This window comes from Paraburkholderia caffeinilytica, from assembly GCF_051027425.1.
GTDB classification, from domain to species: Bacteria; Pseudomonadota; Gammaproteobacteria; order Burkholderiales; family Burkholderiaceae; genus Paraburkholderia; species Paraburkholderia caffeinilytica_A.
Genome location: NZ_CP186552.1, coordinates 2,694,351 through 2,710,214, shown reverse-complemented (window position 1 = coordinate 2,710,214; position 15,864 = coordinate 2,694,351). Strand labels below are relative to the sequence as shown.

Genomic DNA, 15,864 nt, shown 5'->3' with positions numbered 1-15,864 from the left:
TACCAGACCGCCGGATCGCCGGATCGTCCGATCGGCATTGCCTCGCGAGCAGGCGTAAAGACGCTCAGTCCTCGTCCTCGCTCGCCATGAAGGCGCGCATGAACACCAGCGCGCCCCAGCCCCACATCGCGTTCGCCGCGAAGCCCACCGCGAGGCGCGGCAGCATGTTGCCGCTCGGCCAGATGCCGCGCAGCGGATCGACCACGAACACGCTCGCCGCCGTCAACGCAATGCCGCCGAACACGAAGGCCGGCACCCACGGTGCGCGCCGCTCCGGCGCAACGCGCAGCAGCCACGCCATCAGCACCGCCCAGAATGCGCTCCAGATTGCGTTTGCAATGAACTCCGGCAGGCCGAGCGGCAAGAATGGCGCGGTCGAAAAACCGGTTGGGTCGATCAGGCCGGCTGCGTGCAGCAGCGCCAGCGTCGATTCATGAAAGAACAGGGAAGCCAGAAAGCCGGCGACGAACGGCAGGATGAGTTTTTGCATGCATTGCACCGCGAGAGCTCAGGCGGCGTGGTTCACGCGGCCTGCATCGGATTATTGGAAACGTGGCGCCATTATATAGAGGGGCATCCGGCTTCCAGCGTCGATAAGGCGCAACACCCGTGCAACATCCGTATGCTTTAGCGTCGGGCTAATCACGAAAGTGGAAAACCTAAGCTAAAAAAAATCGTTCAAAAGCCGGGCCCCGATCCATAGACTGTTTCTCCATGCAGACGGCGTTTGCCGCCGTCGCCCATTTAATCGAGCGCGTCACGCGCACGTCTGGTCGAGGGAAGCTGTCGCGATGTCCTGCCTGATGCCGATCTTCAACCGCTTCATGGCGCATGCGCGTTTGCGGACGCGCTGTCGGAATTAGTCCGCGCCTCATCGCAGTATTTCCGTCCTTTTTTGCGCTTGCATCTTCGGCCCTCGTGCCGGATGGATGCGCGCGGCTAGCGGCGCGCGGCCAGCGGTGTGTGACTAGCGGCGTGCGGCCAGCGGTGTACGGCCGGCAGTGCGCGGCCAGTGGTGTGCGGCCGGCGTGTATGTGTTCACCCGGCGCATCGTCGTTACATACGTCTTCATTCAATCCAGTTTCGAACAAGCAGGAGCAGCAAATGAATGTGTTCTGGTTCATTCCGACTCACGGCGACAGCCGCTATCTCGGTACGTCCCAAGGCGCACGCGCAGCCGATTACGACTACTTCCAGCAGATCGCCGTCGCCGCCGATACGCTCGGCTACGAGGGCGTGCTGCTGCCGACCGGCCGTTCGTGCGAAGACGCATGGGTCGTCGCGTCGAGCCTGATTGCCGCGACCAAACGCCTGAAGTTTCTGGTGGCGATCCGTCCGGGCATTTCGTCACCGGGTCTGGCGGCGCGCATGGCGGCGACCTTCGACCGGCTGTCGAACGGGCGTCTCCTGATCAACGTCGTGACCGGCGGCGATTCGGCTGAACTGGAAGGCGACGGCGTGTTCGTCGATCACGACACGCGCTACGAAATCACCGACGAATTCCTGCATATCTGGCGCAAGCTGCTGACCGCCGCGCATACCAACGACGCGATCGATTTCGAGGGCAAGCATCTGACTTCGAAGGGCGGCAAGGCGCTGTATCCGCCGGTGCAGAACCCGCATCCGCCGCTGTGGTTCGGCGGGTCGTCGGCGGCTGCGCACGACATCGCGGGCGATCACATCGACACGTATCTGACGTGGGGCGAGCCGCCCGCGGCCGTGGCGAAGAAGATCGCCGACATTCGCGCCCGCGCCGAAGCGCGGGGCCGCAAGATCAAGTTCGGCATCCGCCTGCACGTCATCGTGCGCGAGACCGAAGAAGAAGCATGGGCCGCCGCCGACAAGCTGATCAGCAAACTCGACGACGACACCATTTCCCGTGCCCAGGCTTCGTTCTCGAAGATGGATTCCGAAGGACAGCGCCGGATGGCCGCGTTGCACGGCGGCAAGCGCGGCGGACGCGCGGAACTCGAGGTGTATCCGCATTTGTGGGCGGGCGTGGGTCTCGTGCGCGGCGGCGCGGGGACGGCGCTGGTCGGCAATCCCGAGCAGGTCGCGGCGCTGATGAACGAGTACGCGGCGCTCGGCATCGACACGTTCATTCTGTCCGGTTATCCGCATCTCGAAGAGTCGTATCGCTTCGCCGAATTGGTGTTCCCGCTGCTGCCGGGGCATCGAAGCAAGGTTGCGGGCGGTCCGCTGTCGGGGCCGTTCGGCGAGATCGTCGGCAACAACTATCTGCCGAAGTCGGCGAGTTCGAGCTGAGCGCTTTCGCTCGGTTTGGCGAGAACGCCTAACGGTTAAGCAATGAGGACATCATCATGGCTCGATCTACTGTGAGCGCGGAACGAGATACTCACGCCGGCACTCACGCCGACGCGCGCGTCGAGGTGGATGCAGGTGCGAATGCGGACGTCAAGGCCGATGCGCGTTCAGGCGCGAGTCTCGCCGTGTTGCGCCGCATCGGTGGACATCTTGCGCCGTGGCTCGCGCCGCTGGCGATTCTGCTGGCGTGGGAATTCGCCGCGCGCAGCGGCATTCTCTCGACGCGCGTGCTGCCCGAACCGCTCGCGGTCGTGAAGGCCGCGTGGTCGCTGATCCAGTCCGGCGAAATGTGGGCGGACGTGAAGGTCAGCACGTGGCGCGCGGTGTCGGGCTTTGCGATCGGCGGCGGCATCGGACTCGTGCTCGGCCTCGCGACAGGGCTCTTCAAACCGGCTGAAATCGCACTCGATTCGACCGTGCAGATGGTCCGCAACATTCCCGCGCTGGCGATGATCCCACTCGTGATCCTGTGGTTCGGTATCGAGGAAGAAGCGAAGGTGTTTCTCGTCGCGCTGGGCGTGTTTTTCCCGATCTACGTGAACACGTTCCACGGCATCCGTTCGGTGGACGCCAATCTCATCGAGATGGCGCGCAGTTACGGCGTGAAGGGTTTCGCGCTCTACCGGCATGTGGTCCTGCCTGGCGCGTTGCCGTCGATTCTGGTCGGCGTGCGTTTCGCGTTCGGGCTGATGTGGGTCACGCTGATCGTCGCCGAAACCATTTCCGCGCAATCGGGCATCGGCTACATGACGATGAACGCACGCGAATTCCTGCAAACCGATGTGGTGGTGGTGGGCATCCTGCTGTACGCGGCGCTCGGCAAGCTTGCCGACGTGCTGGCGAAGAGTCTCGAGCGTGTATCGCTGCGTTGGCATCCTGCCTATCAACGAGGAGCGAAAGCATGAGCGCAACGACATTGTCGGCGTCGTTCGGCGGCATCGCGGGCAGCGATCTCGAAGCCGAGCTGGCGCAACCGCGCACGGTCGATCACGACGCGGAGGAGGCCGCTGGTTTCGACCGTGCGGATCCGGTACATCCAGTACACGAGCGCCGTCAGGCGGATGTGGTGCCGTCGGCAACGGGTGCATCGGCGCGCAACGACGCCCGCCGCTCCGCCGATTATTCGGTCGAATTGCGTGGCGTCGGCAAGCAGTACGGCGAACGCAGGGTGTTGTCCGATTTCGATCTGTCGATCGAGCGTGGCAGTTTCGTCGCGATCGTCGGCCGCAGCGGCTGCGGGAAATCGACTTTGCTGCGCCTCGTCGCGGGTCTGGAAAAGGCCACGTCGGGCGTGCTCGAAAAGCGTACCGAAGACGGCCGGCCGCTCGACACGCGGATCATGTTCCAGGACGCACGGCTCCTCCCCTGGAAGAGCGTGCTGCAAAACGTGATGCTCGGCCTCGGCCGCAGCGCCCGCGAAGATGCGCGCGCCGTGCTCGCCGAAGTCGGTTTGCTGGAGCGCGCCAACGACTGGCCCGCGCAGCTTTCCGGTGGTCAGCGGCAGCGTGTGGCGCTGGCGCGGGCATTGGTGCACCGGCCGCAATTGCTGCTGCTGGACGAACCGCTCGGCGCGCTCGACGCGTTGACCCGCATCGAAATGCACGCGCTGATCGAGCGCTTGTGGCGCGAGCATCAATTTACCGCGCTGCTGGTGACGCACGACGTGCACGAAGCCGTCGCGCTGGGCGACCGGATTCTGCTGATCGAAGAAGGGCGCATCGCGCTCGATCAGCCGGTGCCGCTGACGCGCCCGCGCGCGCGTGCATCGGCCGGTTTTGCCGCGCTGGAAGAACATGTGTTGCAACGCGTACTGAAGACGGCGCCGAACGACGACGCGCTCTCCAGCCGCGCTTACGACGCACGTGACGAGGGCCGCCTCAGGCGGCCGACAGACGTCCGCTGGGCCGTCTGACAATCCCTTGGCTGACTGTTTTCAACCGCTTTTCTGGAGTCACTCGACATGAGCATTTCCGCAATCAACGTACGCAATCAGTTCAAAGGCAAGGTCAAGGAAATCATCCGCGGCTCCGTGGTATCCGAAGTCGATGTGGAGACGCCGTTCGGCATCGTCACCTCGGTGATCACCACGCGCTCGGTCGACGAACTCGACCTGAAGGTCGGCTCGGAAGTGGTCGCGCTGGTGAAGTCGACGGAGGTGTCGATCGCGCGGTTGTAAGTCCGCATAAGCTCGAATACGCCTGATACAGGCCCGATTGGGCCCCGGCCAGGCGCGTTCTCATCGTTCGCGCTGTCATGCGCGCGCCGACGCTATTTCGCGTTGGCGGCGCTGCCATTCTGCTTCGCTCCATCTTGCCCTCTCTGGCGATGCCGCTCGCCGGCTGCCGCCGGTATGCATCCGTACGGTACGCAACGCGTATGCCTCGACGCGCCTCTGCGTGCGCTCGCGAAACTTGCTACGATAAATTGAGCATCACGACGGAGACGGCCATGTCGAAGTCATTAAGTCCCGAAGCGGTTGAAGCCTTGCGGCGCCTGAACGATGTCGGCATCGGACAGCCCGTGCCGAAGTTTGAGCAATCCGTCGCGGCGGAATTGCTGTCGAGCGGGCTTGCCGCCGAAGCGGGCAGCGGCGAAGTCGAGATCACCGTTAGCGGCCGGCAGTACTTGTCTGGCGATTGCGACTAATCGTCAGGTGAGAGGGCCGGCCGGTGCATTCTCCGAGCCGCTGGGGCGGCCCGGTGGAGGGGCGTGGCCGCGCTCTCTTCGCGATCATTCAGACGGGCACACCAGGGAGGCGATCATGGAGCCGAAGGGTCTCGACATGGGCGACTATCAGGAGCGCTATCAGGACTACGACGTCGAAGTCGCGGTCGAGCAGGTGCTCACCGGCGTCAAAGCGCACTTTCGGGTGTTGCGCAACGACGGGGTGGTGGTCGACTGGCGGCTCGTGCCTATCGACAGTCTATGGTCCACCGAGCATGCGGCGGCCGAGGCGGGCTTCCGGGCGGCGCGCGACATGATCGACGCCGGCCTCGCCACGTAGCCATGGGCATGTGAGTTGGCAAGCGCGTTCGCAAACGCATTCACAAGCGCATTCAATTAAGCTGGCGGAATCCTTCGACTGGCTGGAGACCGCCATGCATCTGGCACGAGCCATTCCGATCATCCGTATCTTCTCTGAAGAGAAAGCCAGAGAGTTTTACGTGGACTTTCTCGGCTTCACGGTCGACTGGGAACACCGTTTCGAGGCCAATTTCCCGCTCTATGCGCAGGTGCGCCGATCCGACCTGATCTTGCACTTGAGCGAGCATCACGGCGATGCGACGCCAGGCTCGACGATTTTCGTGCCGATGCAGGGCATCGACGCGTTGCATGCCGAGCTTCAGCGTAAAGACTACAAGTATGGGAAACCGGGCGTTGAGGCGGTGCCGTGGGGCAAAGTGCTGGAGACGATCGATCCATTCGGCAACCGGATTCGTTTTTGTGAACCGCCGAAAGAAGAGGCGAGTGGGGCGTGAAGAAGGCGGGGATCCGGCTTGATGCGCTGGGCGCAGCAGCCGTCATGTAAACGGAACTGGGCGCCGGCATGCATGGCTGCATGCGCGGCGCCCAGTTCGGCTGCCGTCTTGTGGACGGCAACCTTCAACAGCGACTGATTAGTGGCCGAAGAAAACCGATTGCGGGCCCGACGAAGCCGGTGCACGCGTACCCGATTGCGACGACACGTTTTGCACGCCACCGTATGCATTGGTTTCGGCGTTGGCACGTTCAGCCGCGACGGTTTGCGAGTTCTGGCCTTGTTGCGAAGCCGGTGCGCCAACCGACGGACGGTAGAACGGTGCCGGGCCGTAGCCGCTAGCGAATGCGGGAGCAGCGATCGAGGCAGAAACAGCAACCAGCAGGGCGGCGATAAGCTTGGTCTTCATGGTGTGACTCCGATAACGTTTCGATTTCATTTCAGGAAGGCGTCGCAGGAGCCGGTGAGGTGTGTCTGCAACGTCGATGGAAGGCAGTGTATACCCCTACTATCGAAAATTTGTGCCGATAATCTGAAATTACTATTCTCACCATTGAAATAATCGACCAGACGTAGATGCGACGGGCGTGAGCGGTGGTCCGACCCCGTCGGCCAAGCGGTTTTGGCGTTTAAAGACCCATTTGTTGGGGCGGGTATCGGGGGTGTTTTCGAGAACTCATGGCCTGTCTTGAGCGTTTCCGGGGCGTTTGGCCACTTGCGGTAAAATTGTGGTTTGATTCAAGCCGTCTGGCCGCCCCATGTCTTCAGCTCAAACTTCCAGTCCGCGCCGCGTTTCCGTCGCGCCCATGATGGACTGGACCGATCGCCACTGCCGCTCACTGCATCGCGTGATATCGCGTCATACGTGGCTTTACACCGAAATGGTCACCACCGGCGCGTTGCTGCACGGCGACGTGCCGCGCCATCTGGCGTTTACGCCTGAGGAAGCACCGGTCGCTTTGCAACTCGGCGGCAGTGAGCCGGACGATCTCGCGCGTTCAGCGAAGCTCGGTGAGCAATGGGGCTATGACGAGATCAATCTGAACTGCGGCTGTCCGTCCGAGCGCGTGCAGCGTGGTGCGTTCGGCGCCTGCCTGATGAACGAACCGCAACTCGTCGCGGACTGCGTGAAGGCGATGCGCGACGCCGTGTCAGTACCTGTGACGGTCAAGCACCGGATCGGCGTCGACGCGGTCGAGGAATATGGCTTTGTGCGCGACTTCGTCGGCACGGTCGCGGACGCCGGCTGCAACGTGTTCGTCGTGCATGCGCGCAACGCGATTCTCAAGGGTTTGAGCCCGAAAGAGAACCGCGAGATTCCGCCGCTCAAATACGACTTTGCGTATCAGTTGAAGCGTGATTTTCCGCATCTGGAGATCATCATCAACGGCGGCATCAAGACGCTTGACGAGGTGGAGATGCATCTTCAGCACATCGATGGCGTGATGCTTGGGCGCGAGGCTTATCACAACCCTTATGTGCTGGCCGATGTCGATGCACGCTTCTATGGCTCGACGGATACGCCGCTCACGCGCGAGCAGGTCGAATCGAAGCTGATCGACTATTGTGCGGCTGAAATGGCGCGCGGCACGTACCTTGGTTCGATCACGCGGCATGCGCTCGGTCTGTACCGCGGCGAGGCAGGCGCGCGTGGATGGCGTCGCGTGTTGTCCGATAGCAAACGTCTGGCGGCGCGCGATCTGACCATCTTCGACGAGGCAAGACAGCATCTGCGTGTGCCTGTCGGAATTTTTGAATAAAGGACTAGGCAAACGGGATTCTTGTTCGTATAATCTCGTTTCTTCATCGACGAGCCAAGTTTCTCAGCAACGAGTTGCTTAGCAAGTCAAGCAGATGTCAGTGGTGGCTGTAGCTCAGTTGGTAGAGTCCAGGATTGTGATTCCTGTTGTCGTGGGTTCGAGCCCCATCAGCCACCCCAAAGAATTCGAGCAGTAAAAAATTGCGAAACGGCGTTGTGAGAAATCACAACGCCGTTTTTGTTTTGGCTTTTGCAAAAGTTTCGGCATTGTGCAAAAAGTCGCTCGATACGGAGTCGTCTCGTCATTCGATGCGGGTTCGATTGACGTCAACGCCCATGTCCCCCATGACCGCCGCCACTGCTCCACGAATCGCCGCCGTGGCCGCCGCCATGTCCACCACCATGCCAGCCGCCTCCGTGCCATCCTCCGCCGTGCCAGCGTCCGCCGCCTCCGTGGTAGTAACAGCAACCGCCCCAGCCGCCCCAGATATCGACTGTCCCGTAAGCCGGCCCATAGGGACCATAAGGCCCATAGGCATAACCGTAGCCAGGGTAATAGAGTTGCGCGTAGGCATAGTCGTATCCCGGCGCGACCACGCACCCGGTGAGACTTACCGCCGCCGCCAACATCGCGACTGATGCAATGAGCCTGCTCACGATTTTCTCCTTCGTACAAGAATGAGAAAAACGGCGTGCTCAGGAGTTCAGACGCATTTGTGTCCGCAAATTACGGCTCGGGTACGCCTCCATGCTTTCCTCGCGCCCGCTCAGCGACCCAATGCCATAGCGGTCGCGCGTTACGGCAGCCTTCCGAACCATGACGGATTCAGCATGCTGTAATAGTTCGTTAAATTTTTGAAATGCAACTGTAGGGCGTGCCTGATATTTTCCCTTCAGACAATTTCCCTTTGAATCCAGACTTAAGTTTGCCGACGCTGGACGAAGAAGAACGCACTCCACATTGCCCGGGCCGCTCGATGCGAAGCCTGCAAAAAACTGGCCGTCAATGAAGCACGATCCACAGCCGGCAACCGCATCAGAATGGTGCGCCGAAGGCGACGCCTGTGCCGCCCGCGGCGAACTCCAGGCCGCACTCCAATGTTTCGAAGCAGCCCGCTCGCTCGATCCCGCCGACGCCATCCTTCATGAACGCCTCGCCGCGACGCTCGCCGCGCTGAACCGCTTCCCCGAAGCCGTTGTCCGTTATCACGAAGCAATCACGGTCGATCCGCGCAATTCCGATTTTCATCATGGTCTCGGCTGGTCGCTCGAACAGATGCATCGGCTCGAGCCGGCGGTAGACGCCTATCGCGAAGCAGTGCGGTTGAATCCGAAAGCCGACGGTTCGTACAACAACATGGGTAACTGCCTGCAGTCACTCGGCCGTTTCGACGAGTCGCACGAAGCCTATCGCCGGGCAATCGAGGCCGCTCCGCAGGTGCCGCTGTACTACCGTAACTTCGTGCAGTCCAAGCGCCTTGCCGTTGACGATCCGGTATTCGTCGCGCTCGAGCACTTCGCCGGCGATATCGCTTCGCTCACGCCCGCGAATCAGGCGGAAATTCACTTCGCGTATGGCCAGGCGCTGTCCGATGTGGGCCGCAACGAAGCCTCGTTCGATCACTTCCTGAAGGGCAACGCACTGCACCGCGCCGGAGTGCGCTATGACGAAGCCGCGTCGCTCGGCCTGTTCGCGCATTTGCCGGAGCTGCTGACTTCCGAGGTGCTGGCGGCCAAACGCGGTCTGGGCGCATCGTCGGCCGCACCGATTTTTATCGTCGGCATGCCGCGCTCCGGTTCGACGCTGATCGAGCAGATTCTCGCGAGTCATCCGCAGGTTTTCGGCGCCGGTGAGCGCACGGAGTTCGGCGAGGCGCTGGTGAATTGCATCGGCCGCGAATCAGACGATCCGTTACGCATCGATATCGAAGCATTGCAGGGCGTTGGTGCGGCGCAATTGCGCACGCTCGGCGCCGACTATTTGCGCCGCATGTACACAGCGCTGCCGGAACTGCAAACCGAGGCGACGGGTTACACGCATTTCACCGACAAATATCCATTCAATTTCATCAACGTCGGGCTGATTCATCTGGCGTTGCCGAATGCGCGCTTCGTTCATAGCAGCCGCTCGCCGTTGCAAAGCTGCCTGTCGATTTTTTCGCGAATTTTTCACGATGTCCCGTTCAGCTACGATCTCGGTGAACTGGGCCGCTACTATCGCGCGTACGACGCGTTGATGGCGCATTGGCAACGCGTATTGCCCGAGGGCACGATGATCGAAATCAAATACGAAGAACTGGTTGAAGATTTCGAAGCCAATGTCCAGCGCCTGCTCACGCATTGCGGACTCGACTGGGACGAGCGCTGTCTGGCGTTTCACCAGACCACGCGGCAGGTGAACACGGCAAGCGCGGCGCAGGTGCGCCGTCCGCTCTACAGGACTTCACTGCGGCGCTGGCAGCCGCAGCAGGCATTGCTGCAACCCTTGTTCGACGGTCTGGGACCGGAATTGACGTCCGCTGACCGCCTCAGCGCGCACGAGTGTGTGTCTCTGCAAGATGCCGAAGCGGCGGCTAATGGAACGGAGTGGAAGTCATGAGCGCAACCCGTGGGGCTGTGATATGGATGACGGGTTTGTCCGGCGCCGGCAAATCGACCGTGGCCGACGCGTTGCACCTGCATCTGAAAGAAGCCGGGCATGCCTCGGTCGTGCTCGACGGCGACGTGCTGCGGCGTGGCCTGACCGCCAACCTCGGTTTCACGCCCGAAGACCGCACCGAAAATCTGCGGCGCGTCGCGCACGTCGCGACGCTGTTCATGGAGCAGGGTTTCATCGCGATTGCCGCGGTGATCTCGCCTGAGCATCGGCATCGGCGCATGGCGCGCGAGATCGTCGGCGAGGGTTTCATCGAGGTGTTCGTGAACGCGCCGCTGAAGGTGTGCGAAGCGCGTGATGTCAAAGGTCTCTACGCGCGTGCGCGGCGCGGTGAGATTCCCAATTTCACCGGTATTTCCGGATCGTTCGACGTACCGATCGGGCCCGATGTCATGATCGAAACCGATCGGGTGTCGCTCGAGGAGGCGGTAGGCCAGCTGCTCGCCCATCTGACCGCTTTGGGCTACCTGCCGAGGGAACGCGTGCACGCCAGGCCCCGTCTCGCGAAATAGCCGGCACGAGGCCGTTGCCGCTTTTCGTCCGCGTAAAGTCCGCGAAAATTTTCCACCCGGCGCGGCGCGTTTCGCTATACCTTTTCGCCTACTCGTAGATAGAAAGGGTGATGCGTCGATGCCGACATTGTCGATACGAAAAATCAGGCCGAACGTCGAAACGCTTGTTCTGGCGGCCGATCTGACCGGCACGGTTGTGTTCGCGATCGAGGGTGCGCTCAGCGCGATGCGCGGCGGCCTCGATCTGCTGGGTGTGATGGTGATCTCGTTTGTCGCGGCGCTCGGCGGCGGGGTGATTCGCGATCTCCTGATCGGCGATTCACCGCCGAACGCGATACGCGATTGGCGTTATCCTGCCTTGACGTTCGTCACCGGGCTGCTCACGTTCATTTTCCATTCGACGGTACAGCAGTTTCCTGTTGCGCTGATTACCGTACTCGACGCCGCCGGTCTCGCCCTGTTTGCCGTTGCCGGCGTAGAGAAAGCGCTGCTGTTCCGGATTCGTCCGTTTATCGCGATGCTGATGGGCACGATCACCGGCGTAGGCGGCGGCGCGATCCGCGATGTGTTGATGGCGCGTGTGCCGCTGGTGCTGCATGCCGACATCTATGCGACCGCGGCGTTCGCGGGTGCATTCGTGGTGGTGGTCGCGCGGCGCGCCCGTTTGCCGCCGGGCGTTGCGGCACTGCTGGGCGGCGCGGTGTGCTTCGTCTTGCGCGTGCTCGCCGTTACCTATGGCTGGCATCTGCCGAAGGCGTCGCTCTCAGCGCTTGCGTAACGGCTCGATCAGCGACGACAAACCGTTGTGATCGATTTCGTGCATCAAGGCCAGCAGACGGCCGATTTCGCCCGGCGGAAAGCCCTGGCTCGCAAACCAGTTCAGATAGTGGCCGGGCAGGTCCGCGATCAGCCGGCCTTTGTATTTTCCGTAGGGCATCACGCGCGTGACCAGCAGTTCGAGGTGTTCGGGATTCATCGCGGGTGGGTTAGCGGAAATTTGATCGGGCGTGGCGGTGTGAGCGACTGCTGAAGCAGCATTTTAGCCGCGCTGCAGGCATTGCGCCGACATGGTAACGTCAGCGCTTTCCCTTTACACACAACAGGACAGGTTCGATGGAATACCGCAGACTCGGCGACTCGGATGTGAAGGTTAGCCTGATCGGTCTCGGCACCATGACGTGGGGCGAGCAGAACACCGAGCAGGAAGCGCACGCACAGATCGATTACGCGCTCGATCACGGCGTCAATCTGATCGATGCCGCGGAAATGTACCCGGTGCCGCCGCGTCCCGAGACGCAAGGCTCGACCGAGCGCTATATCGGCACATGGATCGCGCAGCACCGCAGCGCACGCGAGAAGATCGTGCTGGCCACCAAGATCGCCGGCCCGGCGCGTCAACCGCACAATCCGCGTCATATTCGCGGCGAGGGCAATCAGTTCGACCGCAAGAATCTGACCGAGGCGCTGAACGACAGCCTGAAGCGCCTGCAAACGGATTACGTGGATCTGTATCAGTTGCACTGGCCGGATCGCAGCACGATGACGTTCGGCCGCCCGGCGTATCCGTGGGTCGACGACGCGTACACGGTGCCGATCGAAGAAACGCTCTCGGTGCTCGCTGAGTTCGTCAAGGCAGGCAAGATTCGCCATATCGGCGTGTCGAACGAAACGCCGTGGGGCGTTGCGCAATTTCTGCGGGCGGCGGAAAAGCTCGGCTTGCCGCGCATCGTCAGTATTCAGAATCCGTACAGCCTGTTGAACCGCACGTACGAAGTGGGGCTGTCCGAGTACGCGCATCGCGACAACGTCGGCTTGCTGGCGTATTCGCCGCTGGCCTTCGGCTGGCTGTCGGGTAAGTATGAAGGCGGCGCGCGTCCGGATGGCGCCCGGATCACGCTGTTCGAGCGTTTTCAACGCTACAGCAAGCCGCAAGCGATTCAGGCCACCACGCGCTATGTGGAACTGGCGAAGCGTCACGGTTTGTCGCCCGCGCAATTCGCGCTGGCCTTCGTCAACAGCCGGCCGTTTTTGACGAGCAATCTGATCGGCGCGACGTCGCTCGATCAGTTGAAGGAAAACATCGCCAGCGCCGAGGTGAAACTCTCGCCGGAAGTGCTCGCGGAGATCGACAAGCTGCATGAACTGCAGCCGAATCCGGCGCCTTGATGGGGTTGTTCGGGCGGCAAGGCGGGTTGATCCGCCTTGCCCACCTCAACTTCGTTCAATCTTGCTCAGCGAATCTTCAGCTTCGAGCGCACCGCATAGAGCGCGAGTAAACTCGCCACCGCGCAGAACATCAGATAAAAGCCGGGCGCGAGCTTATTGCCGCTCGCGTCGATCAGCCAGGTGATCACGAAGGGCGCAAAGCCGCCGAACACCGTCACGCCGATGTTGTAGCTGACCGCGAGACCGGTCGCGCGTGTCTGGGTCGGGAAAATCTCCGACATCAGCGCGGGCAGCGCGCCGAAGTACGTCGCTTTCAATACGCCGATCCAGATCAGCGCCAGCAGCATCGTGGCGAACGACGGATGCGCATTCATATATACGAAGGTCGGATAGACCGTCAGCAGCATTAACATCGCGGCGACGGCCATGATGCGGATGCGTCCCAGGCTATCGGACAGATGACCCGCGAAGGGCGTCAGCACCGTCAGCACGATTCCCGTGGCGAGCGTGGCCGCGAAGCCGGTCGACGCGGGCAGGTGCAGTTGTTTGATCGCGTAGGTCGGCATGTACAGAATCATGTAGTTGGCCGCGGTCGAAATGACCAGCGAACCCACCGCGAGCAGCATGCGGACCTTCTGCGTGCCGAACAGATCGCGCAGCGGCGTGCGGGTTTTCGGCTCCGTGTTGAACTCGGCGCCTTCGTCCACGAAGCGGCGAATATAGAAACCGACCGGGCCGATCGCGAGCCCGAACAGAAACGGAATACGCCAACCCCAGGATTCGAGTTGCGCCGTCGTGAGCTGGCTTGTCAGCAGCGCGCCGAAACCGGAGGCGAGCAGCGTCGCGAGGCCCTGGCTGGCGAATTGCCAACTGCCCATGAAACCGCGCCGCTCGGGTGCATGCTCGACCAGAAACGCGGTGGAGGCGCCGAACTCGCCGCCCGCCGAGAAGCCCTGAATGAGCCGCGACAGCATGATGCCGGCCGGCGCCCACAAACCGATCGCCGCGTAAGGCGGCATCACCGCGATGGCCAGGGTGCCGATCATCATCATACCGATCGACAGCAGCAGCGACACCTTGCGCCCCGCACGATCGGCGAGCGAACCGAGTACGAGTCCGCCGAGCGGCCGGATCAGGTACGAGATGCCGAAGGTGCCCAGCGTGAGCATCAGCGAAATCGCTTCGGTACGCGCCGGGAAGAACAGCTTCGCGATCGTGACCGCGAAAAATCCGTAGACGACGAGGTCGAACCATTCAAGCGCATTGCCGATCGACGCCGCGAGAATGATGCGATGGACCTTCGCGGCGGACGGCCGCGCGGCGCTGGCTTGCAAGGTTGACGTGCTCATCGTGGGCGTGTCTCGTGACGGATACGGATAGTGGTGAACCGTGGGCGTGATGCAGGCGTGCGGCGCCGGTTGCTCAGGCCGCGGCTTCTGTCGTGGTTGCGTTTGCGTGCGGAGAATTTTCGCCAAGATCCCAGAAGAGCCCCGCCATGATCTGCAGCCCTTCGCGCACTACCGGTCCGAGCAGATGCTCGTTCGGCGCGTGCTGCGAGCAGGCCGGGTACGAATGCGGCACCCAGATGGTCGGCAGGCCGAGGGTATCGGCGAATACTTCGTTGGGCAGCGTGCCGCCGAGATTCGGCAGTACCGCCGTCTTCTTGCCGGTGGTCTGTTCGAGCGAGGCAATGGCCCACGTGACCCACGGATCGTCGGGATTCAGACGGGTAGCCGGCGCGCCACGCTCGACGCCGATCTCGATCAGCGAAAAGCCATGCGCGTCCAGATGCGTACGCAGATGCTGCTCGAGGTTTTCCCAGTCGGTGCCGACCACGAAGCGCAACTGGCAATGCGCGAATGCCGACGACGGAATGGCATTGACCGGGTTCTCGGGATTGCCTGCCTTGAAGGCCAGCACTTCGAAGCTGTTCCAGCCGAACACACGTTCTGGCGGCGTGAGGCCGGGCTCGCCCCAGTTATCGTCGACGGCCGGGTCGCCCGGACCGCCGCCTACCGTGATATCGGCAAGAGCACGACGCACCGCCTCGGGAATCGGCGGCGGACGCAAGCCGTCGACAGCGATCACGCCGCGCGCATCGACCAGGCTTGCGAGCGCATTCGCCAGCACGGTGGCCGGGTTGCGCAGCAGACCACCCCAATTGCCCGAGTGGTGCGCACCATCGCGCAGGTTCAGCGAGAGCTTGAAGTTCACCGAGCCGCGCGAGCCGAGAAACACCGTAGGGCGGCGCGCGGCGAGGCGCGGACCATCGGAGGCGATCAGCACGTCCGCGGCCAGTTCCTGTTTGTACTCTTGGCAGATTGCGTCGAGCCCCGGCGAGCCGGTTTCCTCGCCCATCTCGATCAGCAGTTTTGCATTGAAGCCGAGCTTGCCGCCGCGCGTGGCCAGCACGCTCGCGAGCGCGGCGAGATTGATGGTGTGCTGGCCTTTGTTGTCGGCGGTGCCGCGGCCATACCAGCGTTCGCCTTCGATCGTCACGGCCCACGGCGTCAGCGGCGCGCGCCACTGGCTGTCGTAGCCGCGTACGACGTCGCCATGGCCGTAAATCAGGACGGTGGGCAGACGATCGTCTTCATGCCGATGAGCGATCAGGAACGGCCCGAACCCTTGCGCCGGGTTATCGACGATACGCGTGCCGAAGCCGAGTCCCTCGACTTCGGGCGCGATTTCGTCGGTCAGATACGACAGCAACGTGGCGGCGCGGTTGCTTTCCTGGCTTTCGGTGCGAAATCCGACGCGGCGGTTGAGGTTCTCAAGAAAGGCGCCTGATTCGAAATGATGTGTGGCGTGTTCGATGGCCTCGTTGCGGCTCATGTGATTGTCTCCAATGCGGAATGCGGGGGATGGCGGCGATGCTGCGCCCCAAGTGGCACGTCTGATTCGCGGCCATCAGCGTCGAAACGATTCTAGGAGGCCGTTATTTTTGTCACAATGATCATCTTTCGAA

General features: G+C 62.2%; 18 protein-coding genes and 1 tRNA gene. 13 read left to right on the top strand and 6 right to left on the bottom strand.

What is annotated here, in order from left to right:
• Positions 1-64: 64 nt before the first annotated feature.
• Entirely contained in the window at positions 65-490 is a 426-nt protein-coding gene (locus ACOSV0_RS11895) for a hypothetical protein (RefSeq protein WP_028198175.1), read from the bottom strand.
• A gap of 614 nt (positions 491-1,104) precedes the next feature.
• On the opposite strand from ACOSV0_RS11895, the gene ssuD reads away from it, so the two are divergent.
• The 7 genes from ssuD (at position 1,105) to ACOSV0_RS11860 (ending at position 5,804) form a co-directional block, all read left to right on the top strand.
• Positions 1,105-2,265 carry an FMNH2-dependent alkanesulfonate monooxygenase gene (ssuD, locus tag ACOSV0_RS11890; RefSeq protein WP_434106383.1) on the top strand — a complete coding sequence of 387 codons (1,161 nt, stop codon included), beginning with the start codon at positions 1,105-1,107 and terminating at the stop codon, positions 2,263-2,265.
• A 56-nt stretch (positions 2,266-2,321) separates the two neighbouring features.
• The gene (gene ssuC / locus ACOSV0_RS11885; RefSeq protein WP_434106382.1) at positions 2,322-3,230 is read left to right on the top strand and encodes an aliphatic sulfonate ABC transporter permease SsuC; all 909 of its coding nucleotides are present in this window, start codon (positions 2,322-2,324) and stop codon (positions 3,228-3,230) included.
• The gene (locus ACOSV0_RS11880; protein WP_434106381.1) at positions 3,227-4,237 is read left to right on the top strand and encodes an ATP-binding cassette domain-containing protein; all 1,011 of its coding nucleotides are present in this window, start codon (positions 3,227-3,229) and stop codon (positions 4,235-4,237) included. Before ssuC ends, ACOSV0_RS11880 begins: the two co-directional genes overlap by 4 nt.
• Before the next feature lie 48 nt (positions 4,238-4,285).
• A complete protein-coding gene (locus ACOSV0_RS11875) occupies positions 4,286-4,501 on the top strand; it encodes a TOBE domain-containing protein (RefSeq protein WP_115782798.1) in 216 nt (71 codons plus the stop codon).
• A 272-nt stretch (positions 4,502-4,773) separates the two neighbouring features.
• A complete protein-coding gene (locus tag ACOSV0_RS11870) occupies positions 4,774-4,971 on the top strand; it encodes a hypothetical protein (RefSeq protein ID WP_434106380.1) in 198 nt (65 codons plus the stop codon).
• Positions 4,972-5,086: 115 nt separating this feature from the next.
• A complete protein-coding gene (locus tag ACOSV0_RS11865) occupies positions 5,087-5,329 on the top strand; it encodes a DUF6566 family protein (protein ID WP_434106379.1) in 243 nt (80 codons plus the stop codon).
• Between the two features lie 94 nt (positions 5,330-5,423).
• On the top strand, positions 5,424-5,804 hold the full coding sequence (locus ACOSV0_RS11860) for a glyoxalase superfamily protein (RefSeq protein ID WP_434110253.1): 381 nt from the start codon (positions 5,424-5,426) through the stop codon (positions 5,802-5,804).
• 138 nt (positions 5,805-5,942) lie between these two features.
• On the opposite strand, the gene ACOSV0_RS11855 is transcribed toward ACOSV0_RS11860, so the two are convergent.
• Complete coding sequence (locus tag ACOSV0_RS11855; protein WP_434106378.1) at positions 5,943-6,212, bottom strand: hypothetical protein; 270 nt, start codon at positions 6,210-6,212, stop codon at positions 5,943-5,945.
• A 349-nt stretch (positions 6,213-6,561) separates the two neighbouring features.
• Here ACOSV0_RS11855 and dusA point away from each other — a divergent pair, with 349 nt between their 5' ends.
• Positions 6,562-7,563 (top strand): tRNA dihydrouridine(20/20a) synthase DusA, encoded by a 1,002-nt coding sequence (gene dusA / locus ACOSV0_RS11850; protein ID WP_434106377.1) that lies wholly within the window; start codon positions 6,562-6,564, stop codon positions 7,561-7,563.
• A 103-nt stretch (positions 7,564-7,666) separates the two neighbouring features.
• Positions 7,667-7,742: transfer RNA gene (locus tag ACOSV0_RS11845), tRNA-His, on the top strand.
• A gap of 147 nt (positions 7,743-7,889) precedes the next feature.
• Here the strand turns inward: ACOSV0_RS11845 and ACOSV0_RS11840 are convergent.
• Positions 7,890-8,219, bottom strand: a complete 330-nt coding sequence (locus ACOSV0_RS11840; protein WP_434106376.1) for a hypothetical protein — start codon at positions 8,217-8,219, stop codon at positions 7,890-7,892.
• A 349-nt stretch (positions 8,220-8,568) separates the two neighbouring features.
• On the opposite strand from ACOSV0_RS11840, the gene ACOSV0_RS11835 reads away from it, so the two are divergent.
• The 3 genes from ACOSV0_RS11835 (at position 8,569) to ACOSV0_RS11825 (ending at position 11,508) form a co-directional block, all read left to right on the top strand.
• Positions 8,569-10,161 carry a sulfotransferase gene (locus tag ACOSV0_RS11835; protein ID WP_434106375.1) on the top strand — a complete coding sequence of 531 codons (1,593 nt, stop codon included), beginning with the start codon at positions 8,569-8,571 and terminating at the stop codon, positions 10,159-10,161.
• Positions 10,158-10,730, top strand: coding sequence for an adenylyl-sulfate kinase (gene cysC / locus ACOSV0_RS11830; protein WP_434106374.1), 573 nt, complete (start codon positions 10,158-10,160; stop codon positions 10,728-10,730). The genes ACOSV0_RS11835 and cysC overlap by 4 nt, the downstream gene beginning before the upstream one ends.
• A 118-nt stretch (positions 10,731-10,848) precedes the next feature.
• A complete protein-coding gene (locus tag ACOSV0_RS11825) occupies positions 10,849-11,508 on the top strand; it encodes a trimeric intracellular cation channel family protein (protein ID WP_434106373.1) in 660 nt (219 codons plus the stop codon).
• Here ACOSV0_RS11825 and ACOSV0_RS11820 read toward each other — a convergent pair.
• Positions 11,494-11,706, bottom strand: coding sequence for a DUF3820 family protein (locus ACOSV0_RS11820; protein ID WP_006048800.1), 213 nt, complete (start codon positions 11,704-11,706; stop codon positions 11,494-11,496). The two genes, ACOSV0_RS11825 and ACOSV0_RS11820, sit on opposite strands and share 15 nt — an antisense overlap.
• Before the next feature lie 137 nt (positions 11,707-11,843).
• On the opposite strand from ACOSV0_RS11820, the gene ACOSV0_RS11815 reads away from it, so the two are divergent.
• A complete protein-coding gene (locus ACOSV0_RS11815; RefSeq protein WP_434106372.1) occupies positions 11,844-12,896 on the top strand; it encodes an NADP(H)-dependent aldo-keto reductase in 1,053 nt (350 codons plus the stop codon).
• A gap of 65 nt (positions 12,897-12,961) precedes the next feature.
• On the opposite strand, the gene ACOSV0_RS11810 is transcribed toward ACOSV0_RS11815, so the two are convergent.
• Both ACOSV0_RS11810 and ACOSV0_RS11805 read right to left on the bottom strand, forming a co-directional pair.
• On the bottom strand, positions 12,962-14,245 hold the full coding sequence (locus ACOSV0_RS11810) for an MFS transporter (RefSeq protein WP_434106371.1): 1,284 nt from the start codon (positions 14,243-14,245) through the stop codon (positions 12,962-12,964).
• A 73-nt stretch (positions 14,246-14,318) separates the two neighbouring features.
• A complete protein-coding gene (locus ACOSV0_RS11805) occupies positions 14,319-15,731 on the bottom strand; it encodes a M20 family metallopeptidase (RefSeq protein WP_434106370.1) in 1,413 nt (470 codons plus the stop codon).
• Positions 15,732-15,864 lie beyond the last annotated feature (133 nt).

Coding starts and splice junctions, on each gene's coding strand:
- ACOSV0_RS11895 (WP_028198175.1), bottom strand. CDS start 490: ATGCAAAAACTCATCCTGCCGTTCGTCGCCGGCTTTCTGGCTTCCCTG.
- ssuD (WP_434106383.1), top strand. CDS start 1,105: ATGAATGTGTTCTGGTTCATTCCGACTCACGGCGACAGCCGCTATCTC.
- ssuC (WP_434106382.1), top strand. CDS start 2,322: ATGGCTCGATCTACTGTGAGCGCGGAACGAGATACTCACGCCGGCACT.
- ACOSV0_RS11880 (WP_434106381.1), top strand. CDS start 3,227: ATGAGCGCAACGACATTGTCGGCGTCGTTCGGCGGCATCGCGGGCAGC.
- ACOSV0_RS11875 (WP_115782798.1), top strand. CDS start 4,286: ATGAGCATTTCCGCAATCAACGTACGCAATCAGTTCAAAGGCAAGGTC.
- ACOSV0_RS11870 (WP_434106380.1), top strand. CDS start 4,774: ATGTCGAAGTCATTAAGTCCCGAAGCGGTTGAAGCCTTGCGGCGCCTG.
- ACOSV0_RS11865 (WP_434106379.1), top strand. CDS start 5,087: ATGGAGCCGAAGGGTCTCGACATGGGCGACTATCAGGAGCGCTATCAG.
- ACOSV0_RS11860 (WP_434110253.1), top strand. CDS start 5,424: ATGCATCTGGCACGAGCCATTCCGATCATCCGTATCTTCTCTGAAGAG.
- ACOSV0_RS11855 (WP_434106378.1), bottom strand. CDS start 6,212: ATGAAGACCAAGCTTATCGCCGCCCTGCTGGTTGCTGTTTCTGCCTCG.
- dusA (WP_434106377.1), top strand. CDS start 6,562: ATGTCTTCAGCTCAAACTTCCAGTCCGCGCCGCGTTTCCGTCGCGCCC.
- ACOSV0_RS11835 (WP_434106375.1), top strand. CDS start 8,569: ATGAAGCACGATCCACAGCCGGCAACCGCATCAGAATGGTGCGCCGAA.
- cysC (WP_434106374.1), top strand. CDS start 10,158: ATGAGCGCAACCCGTGGGGCTGTGATATGGATGACGGGTTTGTCCGGC.
- ACOSV0_RS11825 (WP_434106373.1), top strand. CDS start 10,849: ATGCCGACATTGTCGATACGAAAAATCAGGCCGAACGTCGAAACGCTT.
- ACOSV0_RS11820 (WP_006048800.1), bottom strand. CDS start 11,706: ATGAATCCCGAACACCTCGAACTGCTGGTCACGCGCGTGATGCCCTAC.
- ACOSV0_RS11815 (WP_434106372.1), top strand. CDS start 11,844: ATGGAATACCGCAGACTCGGCGACTCGGATGTGAAGGTTAGCCTGATC.
- ACOSV0_RS11810 (WP_434106371.1), bottom strand. CDS start 14,245: ATGAGCACGTCAACCTTGCAAGCCAGCGCCGCGCGGCCGTCCGCCGCG.
- ACOSV0_RS11805 (WP_434106370.1), bottom strand. CDS start 15,731: ATGAGCCGCAACGAGGCCATCGAACACGCCACACATCATTTCGAATCA.